Annotated in this window: 14 protein-coding genes; 11 read left to right on the forward strand and 3 right to left on the reverse strand. The window is 71.1% G+C overall.

Annotated elements, in window-relative coordinates; all coding sequences use genetic code 11:
• Window positions 1-4 precede the first annotated feature (4 nt).
• From pafA to ACFZBD_RS28265, 11 genes are all read left to right on the forward strand, one after another.
• Complete coding sequence (gene pafA / locus ACFZBD_RS28215) at window positions 5-1366, forward strand: Pup--protein ligase (protein WP_391144775.1); 1362 nt, start codon at window positions 5-7, stop codon at window positions 1364-1366.
• Window positions 1367-1692: 326 nt separating this feature from the next.
• A complete protein-coding gene (locus ACFZBD_RS28220; RefSeq protein WP_391144778.1) occupies window positions 1693-2625 on the forward strand; it encodes an FKBP-type peptidyl-prolyl cis-trans isomerase in 933 nt (310 codons plus the stop codon).
• Window positions 2626-2688: 63 nt separating this feature from the next.
• Entirely contained in the window at window positions 2689-3060 is a 372-nt protein-coding gene (locus ACFZBD_RS28225) for an FKBP-type peptidyl-prolyl cis-trans isomerase (protein ID WP_391144781.1), read from the forward strand.
• 152 nt (window positions 3061-3212) lie between these two features.
• Window positions 3213-4169, forward strand: coding sequence for a WYL domain-containing protein (locus tag ACFZBD_RS28230; protein ID WP_391144784.1), 957 nt, complete (start codon window positions 3213-3215; stop codon window positions 4167-4169).
• A 16-nt stretch (window positions 4170-4185) separates the two neighbouring features.
• Entirely contained in the window at window positions 4186-5142 is a 957-nt protein-coding gene (locus ACFZBD_RS28235; protein ID WP_391144787.1) for a WYL domain-containing protein, read from the forward strand.
• Between the two features lie 83 nt (window positions 5143-5225).
• The gene (locus ACFZBD_RS28240) at window positions 5226-5480 is read left to right on the forward strand and encodes a hypothetical protein (protein ID WP_391144790.1); all 255 of its coding nucleotides are present in this window, start codon (window positions 5226-5228) and stop codon (window positions 5478-5480) included.
• A gap of 107 nt (window positions 5481-5587) precedes the next feature.
• Window positions 5588-5785 (forward strand): hypothetical protein, encoded by a 198-nt coding sequence (locus ACFZBD_RS28245; RefSeq protein WP_391144792.1) that lies wholly within the window; start codon window positions 5588-5590, stop codon window positions 5783-5785.
• Between the two features lie 182 nt (window positions 5786-5967).
• Window positions 5968-6252 (forward strand): Sec-independent protein translocase subunit TatA, encoded by a 285-nt coding sequence (gene tatA, locus ACFZBD_RS28250; protein WP_391144794.1) that lies wholly within the window; start codon window positions 5968-5970, stop codon window positions 6250-6252.
• A gap of 104 nt (window positions 6253-6356) precedes the next feature.
• On the forward strand, window positions 6357-7259 hold the full coding sequence (tatC, locus tag ACFZBD_RS28255) for a twin-arginine translocase subunit TatC (protein ID WP_391145338.1): 903 nt from the start codon (window positions 6357-6359) through the stop codon (window positions 7257-7259).
• A gap of 197 nt (window positions 7260-7456) precedes the next feature.
• A complete protein-coding gene (locus ACFZBD_RS28260) occupies window positions 7457-10288 on the forward strand; it encodes a DEAD/DEAH box helicase (protein WP_391144797.1) in 2832 nt (943 codons plus the stop codon).
• 195 nt (window positions 10289-10483) lie between these two features.
• Window positions 10484-11890 carry a cytochrome P450 gene (locus tag ACFZBD_RS28265; RefSeq protein WP_391144799.1) on the forward strand — a complete coding sequence of 469 codons (1407 nt, stop codon included), beginning with the start codon at window positions 10484-10486 and terminating at the stop codon, window positions 11888-11890.
• 60 nt (window positions 11891-11950) lie between these two features.
• Here ACFZBD_RS28265 and ACFZBD_RS28270 read toward each other — a convergent pair whose 3' ends face one another.
• The 3 genes from ACFZBD_RS28270 to ACFZBD_RS28280 form a co-directional block, all read right to left on the reverse strand.
• Entirely contained in the window at window positions 11951-12907 is a 957-nt protein-coding gene (locus tag ACFZBD_RS28270) for an ADP-ribosylglycohydrolase family protein (protein ID WP_391144801.1), read from the reverse strand.
• Window positions 12908-13115: 208 nt separating this feature from the next.
• A complete protein-coding gene (locus ACFZBD_RS28275) occupies window positions 13116-13952 on the reverse strand; it encodes an SIP domain-containing protein (protein WP_391144804.1) in 837 nt (278 codons plus the stop codon).
• Window positions 13953-14037: 85 nt separating this feature from the next.
• Window positions 14038-14943 carry a 5'-3' exonuclease H3TH domain-containing protein gene (locus ACFZBD_RS28280; protein WP_391145341.1) on the reverse strand — a complete coding sequence of 302 codons (906 nt, stop codon included), beginning with the start codon at window positions 14941-14943 and terminating at the stop codon, window positions 14038-14040.
• Window positions 14944-15210 lie beyond the last annotated feature (267 nt).

Consider the following 15210-nt stretch of genomic DNA (forward strand, 5'->3'; position numbering starts at 1 on the left):
AGACATGGACCGCCGCATTTTCGGGCTGGAGAACGAGTACGGCGTCACGTGCACGTTCAGGGGACAGCGCCGACTGTCACCTGACGAAGTGGCGCGCTACCTCTTCCGCCGTGTCGTGTCATGGGGCCGCAGCAGCAATGTCTTCCTGCGGAACGGCGCCCGCCTGTACCTCGACGTGGGTTCGCATCCGGAATACGCAACACCCGAATGCGACAACGTGACCGAACTGGTCACGCACGACAAGGCCGGCGAGCGCATTCTCGAAGGCCTGCTCGTCGACGCCGAACGCCGCCTGCACGAGGAGGGAATCGCCGGCGACGTCTATCTCTTCAAGAACAACACCGATTCGGCGGGAAACTCCTACGGCTGCCACGAGAACTATCTCGTCGCCCGCCACGGAGAGTTCTCCCGGCTCGCGGACATCCTCATTCCCTTCCTCGTCACCCGACAGCTCATCTGCGGCGCCGGAAAGGTGCTGCAGACCCCGCGCGGCGCGGTCTACTGCGTCTCGCAGCGGGCCGAGCACATCTGGGAGGGCGTCAGCTCGGCCACCACCCGCTCCCGGCCGATCATCAACACCCGCGACGAGCCGCACGCCGACGCCGAGCGCTACCGCCGGCTCCACGTCATCGTGGGCGACTCGAACATGTCCGAGACGACCATGCTCCTCAAGGTCGGCGCCACCGACCTCGTGCTGCGCATGATCGAGGCCGGCACGGTCATGCGCGACCTGACGCTGGAGAACCCCATCCGGGCGATCCGCGAGGTCAGCCACGACATCACCGGACAGCGCAAGGTCCGCCTCGCCAGCGGCCGCGAGGCCTCCGCCCTGGAGGTCCAGCGGGAGTACTACGAAAAGGCGGCGGACTTCGTCGACCGCCGGGGCATCCGCACGGGCACGGTGGCCCAGGTCCTGGAGCTGTGGGGCCGCACGCTCGACGCGATCGAGGCCGAGGACCTCGACCGCATCGGCACCGAGATCGACTGGGTCATGAAGTACAAGCTCATCGAGCGGTACCGCGCCAAGCACAACATGACCATGTCGAACCCCCGGGTCGCGCAGATAGACCTCGCCTACCACGACATCCACCGCCGCCGCGGGCTCTACTACCTCCTGGAGAAGAAGGGCCAGACCGCGCGGATCTGCAACGACCTGAAGATCTTCGAGGGCAAGTCCGTGCCCCCACAGACCACCAGGGCGCGGTTGCGCGGCGACTTCATCCGCCGCGCCCAGGAGCAGCGACGGGACTTCACCGTCGACTGGGTCCACCTCAAGCTGAACGACCAGGCACAGCGCACGGTGTTGTGCAAGGACCCCTTCCGGTCGGTCGACGACCGGGTGGAAAAGCTGATCGCCGGAATGTAAGGCCGGTCCGGCCGGATCCCCCGAGGGCCCCGCACGTCCACGTGCGGGGCCCTCGGCATGCCCGGGAGGTCCCCTAGGGCGTGTTTCGAAAGTCCCGTCTGGCCGGGAACGCCTGGCACGCACTCCCCCGTAGCCCTTCGGGCACGGGAGGTGCCCCCACACTGCGTTGTCGGTCGTCGGCGCAGCCCGCTGCGCTCTCCTTCCTCCGCCTTGCGATCGCACGCACCAGACGCCCCCGGCCCCGCCCTGCGGGCGGACGACGCTACTTCCGAAACACGCCCTAGAGTGTCGTGCAACTACTGTGCCGTCTGAGATCTGAGGAACACGTGCGCCGACTTGCCGGCCTACTCGTCGTCCCGCTGCTGCTGCTCTCGACAGCGGCGTGCGGCAGCGACGACAAGGGCTCCGATGCTGCTTCGATGAAGAACGGTCTCCCCGCCATCACGGCGGGCGAGAAGTTCGGAGAGAAGCCCACCCTCGCCAAGGGGGAGGGCACCCCGCCCAAGGACCTCAAGGTCAACGTCATCAGCGAGGGCAAGGGCGCGGTCCTGAAGAAGGGCGACCAGGCCGACGTCAACTACCTCGGGCAACTGTGGGACGGCGACAAGCCGTTCGACAACAGCTTCGACCGCGGCCAGCCGTTCGCCGTGAACATCGGAGGCGGCGGCGTCATCGAGGGCTGGCAGAAGGCCCTCGACGGCCAGAAGGTCGGCAGCCGCCTGGAGGTGTCGATCCCGCCGAACCTCGGTTACGGCGCCCAGGGACAGGGCGACATCCCGGCCAACGCCACGCTCGTCTTCGTCATGGACATCGTGAAGAGCAAGACCGTGCCCGTCTCCGCCAAGGGCACCGTCGTCGCGCAGGACAACGTCGACCTGCCGAAGGTGGGCACCAACACCGACGGCAAGGCCCCCTCGCTGACGGTCCCGAAGAAGCCGGCCCCCACCAAGCTGGTGTCGAACTACATCATCGAGGGCACCGGACCGGCCGTCACCGTCGCGGACACCGTGACCGCGCAGTACCAGGGCGTGCTCTGGAAGGACGGCAAGCAGTTCGACAGCAGCTACAACCGCGGCGCCCCGGTGAGCTTCCCGCTCTCCCAGGTCATCCCCGGCTGGCAGAAGGGCCTCGAAGGCAAGAAGGTCGGCAGCCGGGTGCTGCTGGTCGTGCCGCCGGACATGGCCTACGGCGACCAGGCGAACGAGCAGATCCCCGCCAAGTCGACCCTCGTCTTCACCGTGGACATCCTTGCCAAGTAAGCGGGGGCGGGGATGTAAGACTGTCCCGGTTGTCCAGTTCATCAGTTTGAGGAGCACACTGCAGTGAGCATCGACAAGCCCGAGGTCGACTTCCCGGGCGGCGAGCCGCCGAAGGACCTGGAGATCAAGGACATCTGGGAGGGTGACGGCCCGGAGGCGAAGGCCGGAGCCACCGTCTCCGTCCACTACGTCGGCGTCTCCTTCTCCACCGGCGAGGAGTTCGACTCCTCCTGGAACCGCGGCACCCCGCTGCAGTTCCAGCTCGGTGCCGGCCAGGTCATCGCCGGCTGGGACCAGGGCGTCCAGGGCATGAAGGTCGGCGGCCGCCGCCAGCTGATCATCCCCGCCCACCTCGCCTACGGCGACCGTGGCGCGGGCGGCAAGATCGCCCCGGGCGAGACGCTGATCTTCGTCTGCGACCTGGTCGCGGTCTGATCGGACCCGGTGTGACCGGATCCTGACCCGGAACCGATCACCACGAGGGCCCATGCCGTCCGGCATGGGCCCTCGGCTTTTGCCGCGACACCCCGGGGCGGTACGGTCGGACGTCCGAGAAGTCAATCCGGCAGAAGAGGTGCAGGGCGTCGATGGCGATTGCCAAGGCCGAGCGGCTGATGAATCTGGCGCTGTGCCTGCTCGGAACCCGCCGCCCGCTGAGCAAGCGCGAGCTGCGCGGCTCGATCGAGGCCTACCTCGAAGCCGGCGGAGACGACGCCTTCAACCGGATGTTCGAGCGCGACAAGGACGATCTGCGCGAACTCGGCCTGGTCATCGAGACCGTCGAGAACCTGGAGGGCGAGACGGGCTACCTCGCCCGCCGCGACTCCAACCGCCTGCCGGCCATCACCCTCGACGCCGAGGAGGCCGCCGCGCTCGGCCTCGCCGCCAAGGTCTGGCAGCAGGCCCGCCTCGCCGGCGCCGCCAGCGGCGCCCTGCAGAAGCTCCGTGCCGCCGGGATGCCCGAGGCGGAGGACTCGTACGACATCCAGCACAGCGCCCTCGAACCGCGGATCCCCGTCCACGAGGCCGCCTTCGAGCCCCTGATGCTCGCCTGCCGCGACCGGCGGCCCGTGGTCTTCGACTACCGCAAGGCCACCGCGGCCCGCCCCGAGACGCGCCAGGTCGAACCATGGACGCTGGAATGCTGGCGCGGCCACTGGTACCTCGCCGGATGGGACCGCGAACGCGGCGCCGAGCGGGTCTTCCGCCTCTCCCGCATCACCGGCAAGGTCCGCTCGCGGGCCGGCGCCTTCACCGCGCCCGTTCCCGACGTCGTCACCGTCCGCGAGACCGTCGAGAGCTGGGCCGGCGAGACCGCCACCCGCTCCGCACGGATCCGGCTGCGCGCCGGCTGCGGCTATCCGCTGCGGGCCCGCGCCCAGTCCGTACAGGAGGGGACGGACGGCTGGGACGAGCTGGAGATCCCGTACGGGCACGGCCTCGACGCCTGGCTCGTCGAGTTCGGCCCCGATGTCGTCGTCCGGGAACCCGCGGATCTGCGGGCCGATGTGATGGACCGGCTGCGCGCCGTGGCCAAGGGCTGAAGGGGAGACGTACGGCATGGCCGCGAACGCGATCGACCAGACGAGGCGGATGCTCTCCCTCGTCACCTACCTACGGGAACGCCCCGGTGCCCATGTCGCCGACGTCGCCCGCGCCTTCGGCATCAGCGAGGACGAGCTGATCTCCGACCTCGACGTGCTGCCCATGTGCGGCACCAGCTTCCGGGGCGGCGACCTGCTCGACATCGACACGGACGGCGACCGGATCTGGTGGCACAACCCCGACGACGTGGCGGCCCCGCTGCGGCTGGCGGCCGACGAGGCCACCGCGCTGCTGGTCGCCGCCCGGGCCGTGTCCACCCTGCCCGGCCTGCGCGAGAGCGACCGCGAGGCGCTGCTGCGGGCCACCGCCAAGCTGGAGGCGGCGGCCGGGGAGGCCGCGGGCGCCAGCTCCCGCCTCTCCGTGACCTTCGAGTCCGAAGGCGGGGTCTTCGCCGAGGTCGACCGGGCCATCTCGGAGCGGCGGCGGCTCTGGGTGCGTTACTACTCACCCGCGCGGGACGAGCTGACCGAGCGGGAGGTCGACCCCATCCGGCTCTTCGCCGTCGGGCACACGTACATGGAGGCGTGGTGCCGGCTCTCCGAGGCGCGGCGCACCTTCCGGCTCGACCGCGTCGCCGAGATCCGGATCCTCGACGAGCACGCGGCGCCCCCGGAGCTGGAGCTCCGGGACCTCTCCGAGGGTCTGGTCCAGCCGTCCGCCGACGACCCGGAGGTCGTCGTGGAGGTCGGTCCCGGCGGCCGCTGGGTGGCGGAGTACTACCCGCACGACCGGGCCGAGGAGCTGGCCGACGGCGGGCTGCGGATCACCCTCCGGACCCCCGCTCCCGCCTCGCTGCGCCGGCTCGCGCTGCGGCTGGGCAGCGACGGGCGGATCGTCTCCCCGCCCGAACTGGCCGACAGCGCGAGGGCGGCCGCGACCGCCGCACTGGCCGCCTACGACGGCGTGGAGTGACCCCCGCCCCCGGGGGCGACGGGGGAAGGCCGGGAATCGAGGGGAATGTGACATTCCCCCCAGAAGGATGAGAGAAGAGGGACATGTCCGTGATGCACGGAATGACGGCGTCGATCGCACCGGTCTTCTTCAAGGCCGCCTGCCCCGACTGCCGCTCCCGCTGCGAACTCTCCGCGAGCGCGCTGCGCCTCGCGATCGGGGCCAGCCGTCGCACCACCTTCTACTCCTTCACCTGCCCCGAGTGCGGCAGCGCGGTCCGCAAGCCGGCCGGCGAGCGGATCATCGAACTCCTCACCGGCGGCGGGGTGCGGACCCTGCGTCTGCACTCCACCGTCTGAGACCGGGCCCGGCCCCGCGCGTTCCGTTTCCCGCCGTGGCCGGCCGGTTCCCGTCCCCGCGGCGGTACCGTCCGGCGCGGCGTCCGTACTACCCCTAGGCTCGCCCCATGTTCTGGCCCATGCTCGCCATCGCACTCGGATTCCTCGGGATCGCCGTCCTCGGTGTCCTCGGCATCAAGGTCTTCGTGGAGGCCCAGCGGCTCGGCCGCCAGGTCGCCGGCACCACGGAGCGCATCAATCGCGCGGCGGAAGACCTCGAGAAGGCGGCCGCCGACCTGGCCCGTACCGGCGACACGCTGCGCTGATCCCTGCCGTACGCTGCACGAAGCGGCTTCGCGAGGCAGCGGGGGCCGCAATGGTGAGTATGCACAGGCATTGCCCGGCGTTTACTCCTGCGGGTTACGATCGCAGACAGCGCGGTGGCCGGACGCATGTCCGACCCGCCGGACACGCACTCAATGTCGCCTCGGTGAAGAAGGTAAACGCTATGGGTAGGCTCGGCCCCACCGAGATCATTCTCATCCTCGTCGTCATCATCCTGCTCTTCGGCGCGAAGAAGCTGCCCGACATGGCCCGTTCGCTGGGCAAGTCGGCCCGCATCCTCAAGAGCGAGGCCAAGGCGATGAAGTCGGACGACCAGCAGAGCGCCCCCGCGGACCCGCCGCACCCCGGCGCCCCGGACCAGGCCGTGCCCCGGACCATCCAGGCCGCGCCCGGCGACGTGACCAGCGCGCGTCCGGTGGCCGAGCCGACGGACACCACCAAGCGCTGACCCGGTCCGCCGCGGCCGCCGCACCGAGCGGCGGCTGCCGCACGAGATGAGGACGTGGGTTGCTCAAGTCTGCCCGCAAGCAGGAGAAGGATCCCGAGGGCCGCATGCCCCTCGTGGAACACCTGCGTGAGCTTCGCAACCGCATGGCGAAAGGCCTGCTGGCCATCGCCGCGGTCACCGTCGTGGCCCTCGTGTACAGCGAGGACCTGATGCAGTTCCTGACGAGGTCGGTGCCCAAGTGCCCGTCGGGCGTCACCAGCGACGGCGGAAACTGCGCGATCGTCTCCTTCAACACGCTGATCGCGCCCTTCAGCACCACGATCCAGGTCAGCCTCGTCACGGGTCTCGTCGTCGCGAGCCCGGTCTGGCTGTATCAGCTCTGGGCCTTCATCGCGCCCGGCCTGCACAGGAGCGAGAAGAAGTACACCTACGCCTTCGTCGGCGCCGCGGTCCCGCTCTTCACGGCCGGCGCCTACCTCGCGTACCTCATCCTCCCCATCAGCGTGAAGGTGCTCATCAGCCTCACGCCCGGTGGATCCGCGAACATCCTCTCGCTCGGTGACGTCCTCGACTTCACCCTGCGGATGGTGCTCGTCTTCGGCCTCGCGTTCGAGCTGCCGCTCGTGCTGGTGATGCTGAACCTCACCGGCGTCCTCACCGGCCGACGGATGGCCGGCTGGTGGCGTGGCGTGATCATGGGCGTCTTCGTCTTCGGCGCCGTCATCACCCCCACCACGGACCCGATCGGCATGCTGGCCCTCGCCGGGCCGATCACCATCCTCTACTTCGCGGCCGTCGGCTTCTCGCTCCTCAACGACCGGCGCCGCAGGCGCAACAACCCCGACGCCGAACTCGACGACGACGAGGCCTCCGTCCTCGACCTCAACCCCGAGGCCGTCGCAGCGGTCGAGCCGGTCAGCGCCGCGCCCGCCCTTCCCGAGCAGGCCACCGGCGACTCGGACGGCGCCCGGGCGCACCGGCAGATCGGCTACGACGACATCACCTGACCGACCGGGTCCTCTCCCCCCGGACAGGCGTCCGGGGGGAGACCCGTCTCCGGGGGTGGTCCCCGGCCGTCGGCGCTCACGGAACGTCGTACGACGACGGCGCTCCGTGCCCCCGCGCCTCCGCTTCCCGTGCTCCGCACGGCAGGTCGTTAAAGATCGCGTCACTGTCAGAGGTGGCGGGTAGGCTCGACGACAAGATGACAGAGGACCTCACACCAGCCGAAGCGTACGCAGCCGCCCGGGCCCGCAATGCCGAGCAGGCCACCGCGCTGGCCCCCTTCCGCGAGATGTACGAGTTCGATCTGGACCCCTTCCAGATCGAGGCGTGCCAGGCACTCGAGGCGGGCAAAGGCGTGCTCGTCGCGGCACCCACGGGCTCGGGCAAGACCATCGTCGGCGAGTTCGCCGTCCACCTCGCCCTCCTCCAAGGGCGCAAGTGCTTCTACACGACACCCATCAAGGCGCTGTCGAACCAGAAGTACGCCGACCTCGTCAAGCGGTACGGCAACGACAAGGTCGGCCTGCTCACCGGCGACAACAGCGTCAACGCCGCCGCGCCGATCATCGTGATGACCACCGAAGTCCTCCGCAACATGCTGTACGCGGGCTCCCAGGCGCTCTCCGGCCTCGGGTACGTCGTCATGGACGAGGTCCACTACCTCTCGGACCGCTTCCGCGGCGCCGTCTGGGAGGAAGTGATCATCCACCTCCCCGAATCGGTCACCCTCGTCTCGCTCTCCGCGACCGTCTCCAACGCCGAGGAGTTCGGCGACTGGCTCGACACCGTGCGCGGCGACACCGAGGTCATCGTCTCCGAGAGCCGCCCCGTGCCGCTCTGGCAGCACGTCCTGGCCGGCCGGCGGATGTACGACCTCTTCGAGGAGGAGACCGACCACGGCGGCCGCGGCGCGTCCCGCCGCGAGGTCAACCCCGACCTGCTGCGCCTCGCCCACACCGAGAACTCCCGGACGTACAACCCCCGCGACCGGCGCCGCGGCAAGATGATCCGCGAGGCCGACCGGGAGCGCGAGCGCCGCCAGCGCTCCCGCATCTGGACGCCGGGCCGGCCGGAGGTCATCGACCGGCTCGACGCCGAGGGGCTCCTGCCGGCCATCACCTTCATCTTCAGCCGCGCCGGCTGCGAGGCCGCCGTCCAGCAGTGCCTCCACGCCGGCCTGCGGCTCAACGACGACGACGCCCGCCGACGCGTCCGGGAGATCGTCGAGGAGCGGACCGCCTCCATCCCCACCGAGGACCTGCACGTCCTCGGGTACTACGAATGGCTCGAGGCGCTGGAGCGGGGCATCGCCGCCCACCACGCCGGCATGCTGCCCACGTTCAAGGAGGTCGTCGAGGAGCTGTTCGTCCGCGGCCTGGTCAAGGCGGTCTTCGCCACCGAGACCCTCGCCCTCGGCATCAACATGCCCGCCCGGTCCGTGGTCCTGGAGAAGCTGGTCAAGTGGAACGGCGAGCAGCACGCCGACATCACCCCCGGTGAGTACACCCAGCTCACCGGCCGCGCGGGCCGCCGCGGCATCGACGTCGAGGGCCACGCGGTCGTGCTCTGGCAGCGCGGCCTCGACCCCGGCCACCTGGCCGGCCTCGCCGGCACCCGCACGTACCCGCTGCGCTCCAGCTTCAAGCCGTCGTACAACATGGCCGTCAACCTGGTGGACCAGTTCGGGCGGCACCGCTCCCGGGAACTCCTCGAGACGTCGTTCGCGCAGTTCCAGGCCGACCGGTCCGTCGTCGGCATCTCCCGGCAGGTCCAGAAGAATGAAGAGGGCCTGGAGGGCTACCGGGAGGGCATGACCTGCCACCTCGGGGACTTCGAGGAGTACGCACGGCTGCGCCGTGACCTCAAGGACCGCGAGACGGAGCTGGCCAAGCAGGGCGCCGCACAGCGCCGCGCCCAGGCCGCCGCCTCCCTGGAACGCCTCAAGGCCGGCGACGTCATCCACGTCCCCACCGGGAAGTTCGCCGGGCTGGCGCTCGTCCTCGACCCGGGCATCCCCGCCGGCCGGACCAACGGCCACCGCGGCTTCGAGCACCACGACGGGCCCCGCCCGCTCGTCCTCACCGCCGAGCGGCAGGTCAAGCGGCTCGCCTCGATCGACTTCCCCATTCCGGTCGAAGCCCTGGACCGCATGAGGATCCCCAAGTCCTTCAACCCGCGCTCCCCGCAGTCCCGCCGCGACCTCGCCTCCGCCCTGCGCACCAAGGCCGGGCACATCAACCCCGAGCGGCACCGCAGGGACCGCTCGCCCGCCGCCGACGACCGCGAGATCGCCCGGCTGCGGACCGAGCTGCGCGCCCACCCCTGCCACGGCTGCGACGAGCGCGAGGACCACGCTCGCTGGGCCGAGCGCTACCACCGCCTCCAGCGCGACACCCGCCAGCTGGAGCGGCGCATCGAAGGCCGCACCAACACCATCGCCCGCACCTTCGACCGGATCGTCGCGCTGCTCACCGAGCTCGACTACCTCCGGGGCGACGACGTCACGGACAACGGCAAGCGGCTCGCCCGCCTCTACGGCGAACTCGACCTGCTCGCCAGCGAATGCCTCCGCGAAGGCGTCTGGGAGGGGCTCAACCCGGCCGAACTCGCCGCCTGCGTCTCGGCCCTGGTGTACGAGGCGCGGCAGGCCGACGACGCCGTCCCGCCGAAGCTGCCGACCGGCAACGCCAAGGCCGCCCTCGGCGAGATGGTGCGGATCTGGGGGCGGCTCGACGCCCTGGAGGAAGAGTTCAAGATCAACCAGGCGGAGGGGGTCGGCCAGCGCGAGCCCGACCTCGGCTTCGCCTGGGCCGCGCACCAGTGGGCGTCCGACCGGGGGCTCGACGAGGTGCTGCGGGAAGCCGAGATGCCCGCCGGCGACTTCGTGCGCTGGTGCAAGCAGGTCATCGACGTCCTGGGACAGATCGCGGCGGCAGCGCCGAAGGACGGCGACAGCACCGTCTCCAAGAACGCGCGCAAGGCCGTCGAGGCGCTGCTGAGAGGTGTCGTGGCGTACAGCTCCGTGAGCTGACGCCCAAGGGCACGAAGACCGCTGTACGCGGGACGCCGAAGTAGCCGGGAGGGGCCCGTGGTTGACGTCACGGGCCCCTCCGGCTTTCTGCCCACCCGTCATCCACAGGCAGTTGTCCACAGGGGTGGCGGAGGGTCGGTCCTCTCCGATTCCATGGAGACACACACCGGGCAACACCAGGGGGAGGGAACGCTCGTGACCACGCAAGCCGGTCCGGCCGCCGCCGACAGGGCGACCGACGGACCTACGATCGTGTCGGGGCCACGGGGCGTGCCGCTGCTGGGGAACCTCCCCGAGTTCGGCAAGGACCCGCTCGCCTTCTTCGAGCGGCTGCGCGAGCGCGGAGACTTCGTCAGCTGGCAGTTCGGCCGCGGGCGCGCCCTCTTCATCGCCCACCCCGACACCATCGGCGAACTCCTCACCGAAGTCGAGCGGACCTTCGACCAGCCCGACCTCGGCATTGCCTTCCGCACCCTCCTCGGCAACGGCGTGGTCGTCGCCAAAGGCGCCGACTGGCGCCGCAAGCGCTCCCTCGTCCAGCCCTCCGTCCGCCCCAAGCAGGTGCGCTCCTACGCCGCCACGATGGCGGAGTGCGCGGTCGACCTCGCCGACCGGTGGGCCGATGGCCGGCGGATCGACATCAAGAAGGAGATGGCCGCCCTCACCCAACTCATCGCCGTCCGCACCATCTTCGGCGTCGACACCGCCGCCGACGCCGAGGCCATCGGCAGCGCGATGGACATCGCGCAGAAGGAGATCGGCGCCGAGTTCAGCGGCCTGGGCGCCCTGCTCCCCGACTGGGTCCCCACCCCGGGGCGGGCCAGGATCAAGCGGGCCACCGCCGTCATCGACGCTGAGGTGAGCCGGATCGTCGCACGCCACCGCGAGGGGGACGGCGAGCGGCCCGACCTCCTCAGCCGGCTCCTCACCGCCCAGGACGAGACCGGGGCCCGCCTCTCCGACCGGGAGATCCGCGACGAGACCGTCACGCTCTACATCGGCGGCCACGAGACCACCAGCTCCACCCTCGTCTGGGCCTGGCAGCTCCTGTCGCAGAACCCGCGAGTCCGAGACGCCCTCACCGAGGAGCTGGACCAGGTCCTCGGCGACCGGGAGCCCGGCTTCGACGACTACGCCCGGCTGACCTACACCCAGGCCGTCGTCAAGGAGACCCTGCGGCTCTACCCGACGATCTGGCTCCTCACGGGCATCGCCAAGGAAGGCGCGAAACTCGGCGGCATGCCGATACCCGCCGGCACACGGGTGTGGAGCAGCCAGTGGGCCACCCACCGCGACGGGCGCTGGTTCCCCGACCCGGAGGAGTTCCGCCCCGAGCGCTGGGACACCACAGAGGGCGGGGCCGCCGAGGATATACCGGAATACGCCTGGTTCCCCTTCGGCGGCGGACCGCGCGTCTGCCTCGGCACCCGGTTCGCCATGGTCGAGGCCGTCCTCGTCCTGGCGGTCCTCGCCCGCAGGTTCACCGTCACCGTCGACCCGGGGGAGATACGCCCCGTGCCCAGCCTCACCCTCCAACCGGACCGCGAGGTCCTGGCGACGGTGCGGGCCCGTGCGACCGGCAGCGGCACGACCGAGCACTGAGCTGCGGGAACGGGGGAGCGGTGCCGACGTGGGGCTCCCGGGGTGGCGGGGGAGACAGCGTCAGCGTGCGGCTCCCGCGCGGGCCAGGGACACGGCCAGGTCGCCGAGCTCGGGGGCGCGCAGGACGCGGTCGCCGAATCCGGGGAGCGGGACGTGGAGGGGCGCCGTCCAGCGGGGCGGGATCGCGGAAGGGCCGTGCACCGCGCCGGCCAGCATGCCGGTGACCGCTGCCACGGTGTCCGTGTCCCCGCCCAGGTCGATCGCGACGGACAGCGCCGCCTCGAAGGAGGTGGTCGTGCGCAGGGACCACACCGCAGACGCGAGGCAGGGCCAGACGGCGCCGTTGAACTCCGTGGCGTCGTCCGGGTGCCAGGAAGGGGCGAGAACGCGCGACCAGCGCTCCCGGTGGGGCGGGGCGACCGCGGCGAGGGTGGCGGGCAGGACCTCGAGGGGGTCCTCGCCGAGGAGCGCGACACGGACGAGCTCGTGGAGGATGGCGGTGCCCTCCCAGGCGGCGCCATCGCCATGGGTGAGAGCGGCGAGGGGGCGGGCCGCGTCCATCGTGGCCTCGCGGCCGGCGGAGGCGAAGTACACGGCGGAGGTGGAGGCGCGCATGAGGGAACCGTTGCCCGCTGCGCGGCCGTTGGTCTGGAAGTGGAGGGCGGCCGCCGTGTCCCACGGGTCGCCGCTCGTGAGGACGTCCTCCGTCTGGAGCCCGATGTCCTTGGGTTCGGCCGCCGCCCACGTGCGGAACCGGTCGAAGACGTCCGGCAGGTCGAGGCCGCCCCGGTCGAGGAGCGACTCTCCGACGAGCACGGCCATCTGGGTGTCGTCGGTGGCCTCGCCCGGGTCCCAGCCGCCGCCTCCGCACATCGTGCCGACACCCTCGGGGAAGCGTGCGCTGAAGCCCCCCGGCAGCCCGAACTCGAAGGGAGCGCCGAGGGCGTCCCCGACGGCGGAGCCCAGCACGGCCCCTACGGCTCGGTCGATCGCGGGCATCGGGTGCGTGGGGCTCATCGCGTCAGCCTAGGTGACGTCCGGACCGTGGCTTCACAAGTCGGGACCTGCGGCCTTACCGTCGCCAACTCCCGGTCGGGGAGGGGTGATCGAGGAGGGGAAGGGGCCCGCCGCGAAGCCGGGGACCCAGGCGGGTGGAGGTGGAGGGGAGGGAGGGGGAGGGGGAGGGCCCCCTGAGGCGGTCCGAGTCTCGCGGGGCCCTGGCGGGTCAGGATTCCTGTTCGCGTTCGACCTGGTCGTTCCAGTCGCGCTTGATCGCGCGCCAGGCCTCGTCCGTCTTGCCCAGGCGCCAGTAGCCCGAGATCGAGAGGCGTTCGCGGGGGACGGCGCGGTCCAGGCGGAGGTGGCGGCGGAGGTCCTTGACGAAGCCCGCCTCGCCGTGGACGAAGGCGTGGAGGTCGCCGGGCGGGAACTCCAGGCCGCGCACCGCCTTCAGGAGGGCCTCGCCCGTCGGGCGGTCACCCCGGTGGAGCCAGGTCAGCTCCACTCCCGGGCCGGTCGCGAGCTTCTGCTCCTCCGTCGCGTCGGCGACCTCCAGGAAGGCCTGGACGACCGCCCCTTCCGGGAGCCGTTCGAGAGCCACCGCGATCGCCGGCAGCGCGCTCTCGTCGCCCACGAGGAGGTGCCAGTCGGCGGCCGGGTCCGGGGCGTATCCGCCGCCCGGTCCGAGGAACCGCATGATCTCGCCGGCCTGGGCCCGCGCCGCCCAGGGGCCGGCCAGGCCCTCGTCGCCGTGGACCACGAAGTCGATCGTCAGCTCGCGCTGGACCGGATCCCAGTTCCGTACCGTGTAGGTCCGGGTGGTGGGCCACTGCTCGCGCGGGAACTCCGCGCGGATGCGGTCCATGTCGAACGGTTCCGGATAGCTCACGCCCTCGGGGGCGAAGAGCAGCTTCACATAGTGGTCGGTGTGGTCGCCGACCTCGAACGCGTCGAGTCCGGCCCCGCCCAGCACCACCCGCACCATGTGCGGAGTGATCCGCTCCGTGCGCACGACACGTGCCTCGTGGGCCTTCGGTGCCTTGCGCGCCGGCTGCTCTGCCACGACGTCTCCCTGGCTTCGGTGTACCGAGATGAACTTAGGTTTACCTAAGCTAGCATCCTCCGGGATCTCCGCCCAGGAGCTTTCGTCACCGTTCCAGCACCGTCAGCAGCCGGCCCACCGCCCCGCCCAGCCCCCACCGCTCCACCAGCGCGGCCAGCATCGCCGGGTCGTGAGGCGCCTTCGGCAGGGCCGGGTCGAACTCCGGCAGCGGTACGTCACCGGCGACCCGGACGACCGTCGGGGCCACGTCCAGATAGGCCGCCGCCTCCACGATCCCGCGCCGCTTCGCCGGCGTCAGCTTCGACGTGCGGTCCACTGCGGCCGCGCGGACGCCCGCCAGATCGCCGTACTCGGTGATCAGCTGAGCGGCCGTCTTCTCGCCGATGCCCTTCACGCCGGGCAGTCCGTCGCTGGCGTCCCCGCGCAGGGCCGCGAAGTCGGCGTACTGGTCGGGCCGCACCCCGTACTTCGTACGGATCATCTCGTCGTCGACCAGGTCGCAGTCGCCGACGCCCTTGCGGGGGTACAGCACGCGCACGCCGCGCTCGTCGTCGACGAGCTGGAACAGGTCGCGGTCGCCGGTGACGATGTCCACCGGCCCCTTCGCCCGGCCCGCGAGCGTCCCGATGACGTCGTCCGCCTCGTAGCCGGCCGCCCCGATCCGGGCGATGCCGAACGCCGCCAGGACCGCCTCGATCACCGGCACCTGCGGCGACAGCGTGTCCGGGATCTCCTCCTCGTCCGGGCCCTTCTCCGTCTCCACGGCCACCCGGTGCGCCTTGTACGAGGGGATCAGGTCCACCCGCCACTGCGGACGCCAGTCGTCGTCCCAGCACGCCACCAGCTCGTCGGGGCGATGGTCCTGTACGAGCCGGCCGATGAAGTCGAGGAGTCCGCGTACGGCGTTGACCGGGGTGCCGTCCGGGGCCCGGACGGAGTCCGGCACGCCGAAGTACGCGCGGAAGTAGAGGGAGGCGGTGTCGAGAAGCATCAGGCGTGGCGTCGTCACCCCCCGATCATGCCGCACCCCACCGACATCGACCCCGTGACGACATCGACCCCCACCCCACCACGCGGTTCCCGCCCGGAGCCGGTTTCCGTCGTGACGCCCGTCACCTTTGCGTTTGGTGTCAGGGGGCCCGGGCAGGCGCGGGCCCGGAGCGGACCCGGTACGGGATTCAACGATCGAATCCCGTGTGCAGGGGGACGCGGGCCGAACCCGTCCCGCTCCACGGCCCGGCCGCGGGGTGGGGGTCCC

The sequence above is a fragment of the Streptomyces sp. NPDC008121 genome (assembly GCF_042957155.1).
Taxonomy (GTDB): Bacteria; Actinomycetota; Actinomycetes; order Streptomycetales; family Streptomycetaceae; genus Streptomyces.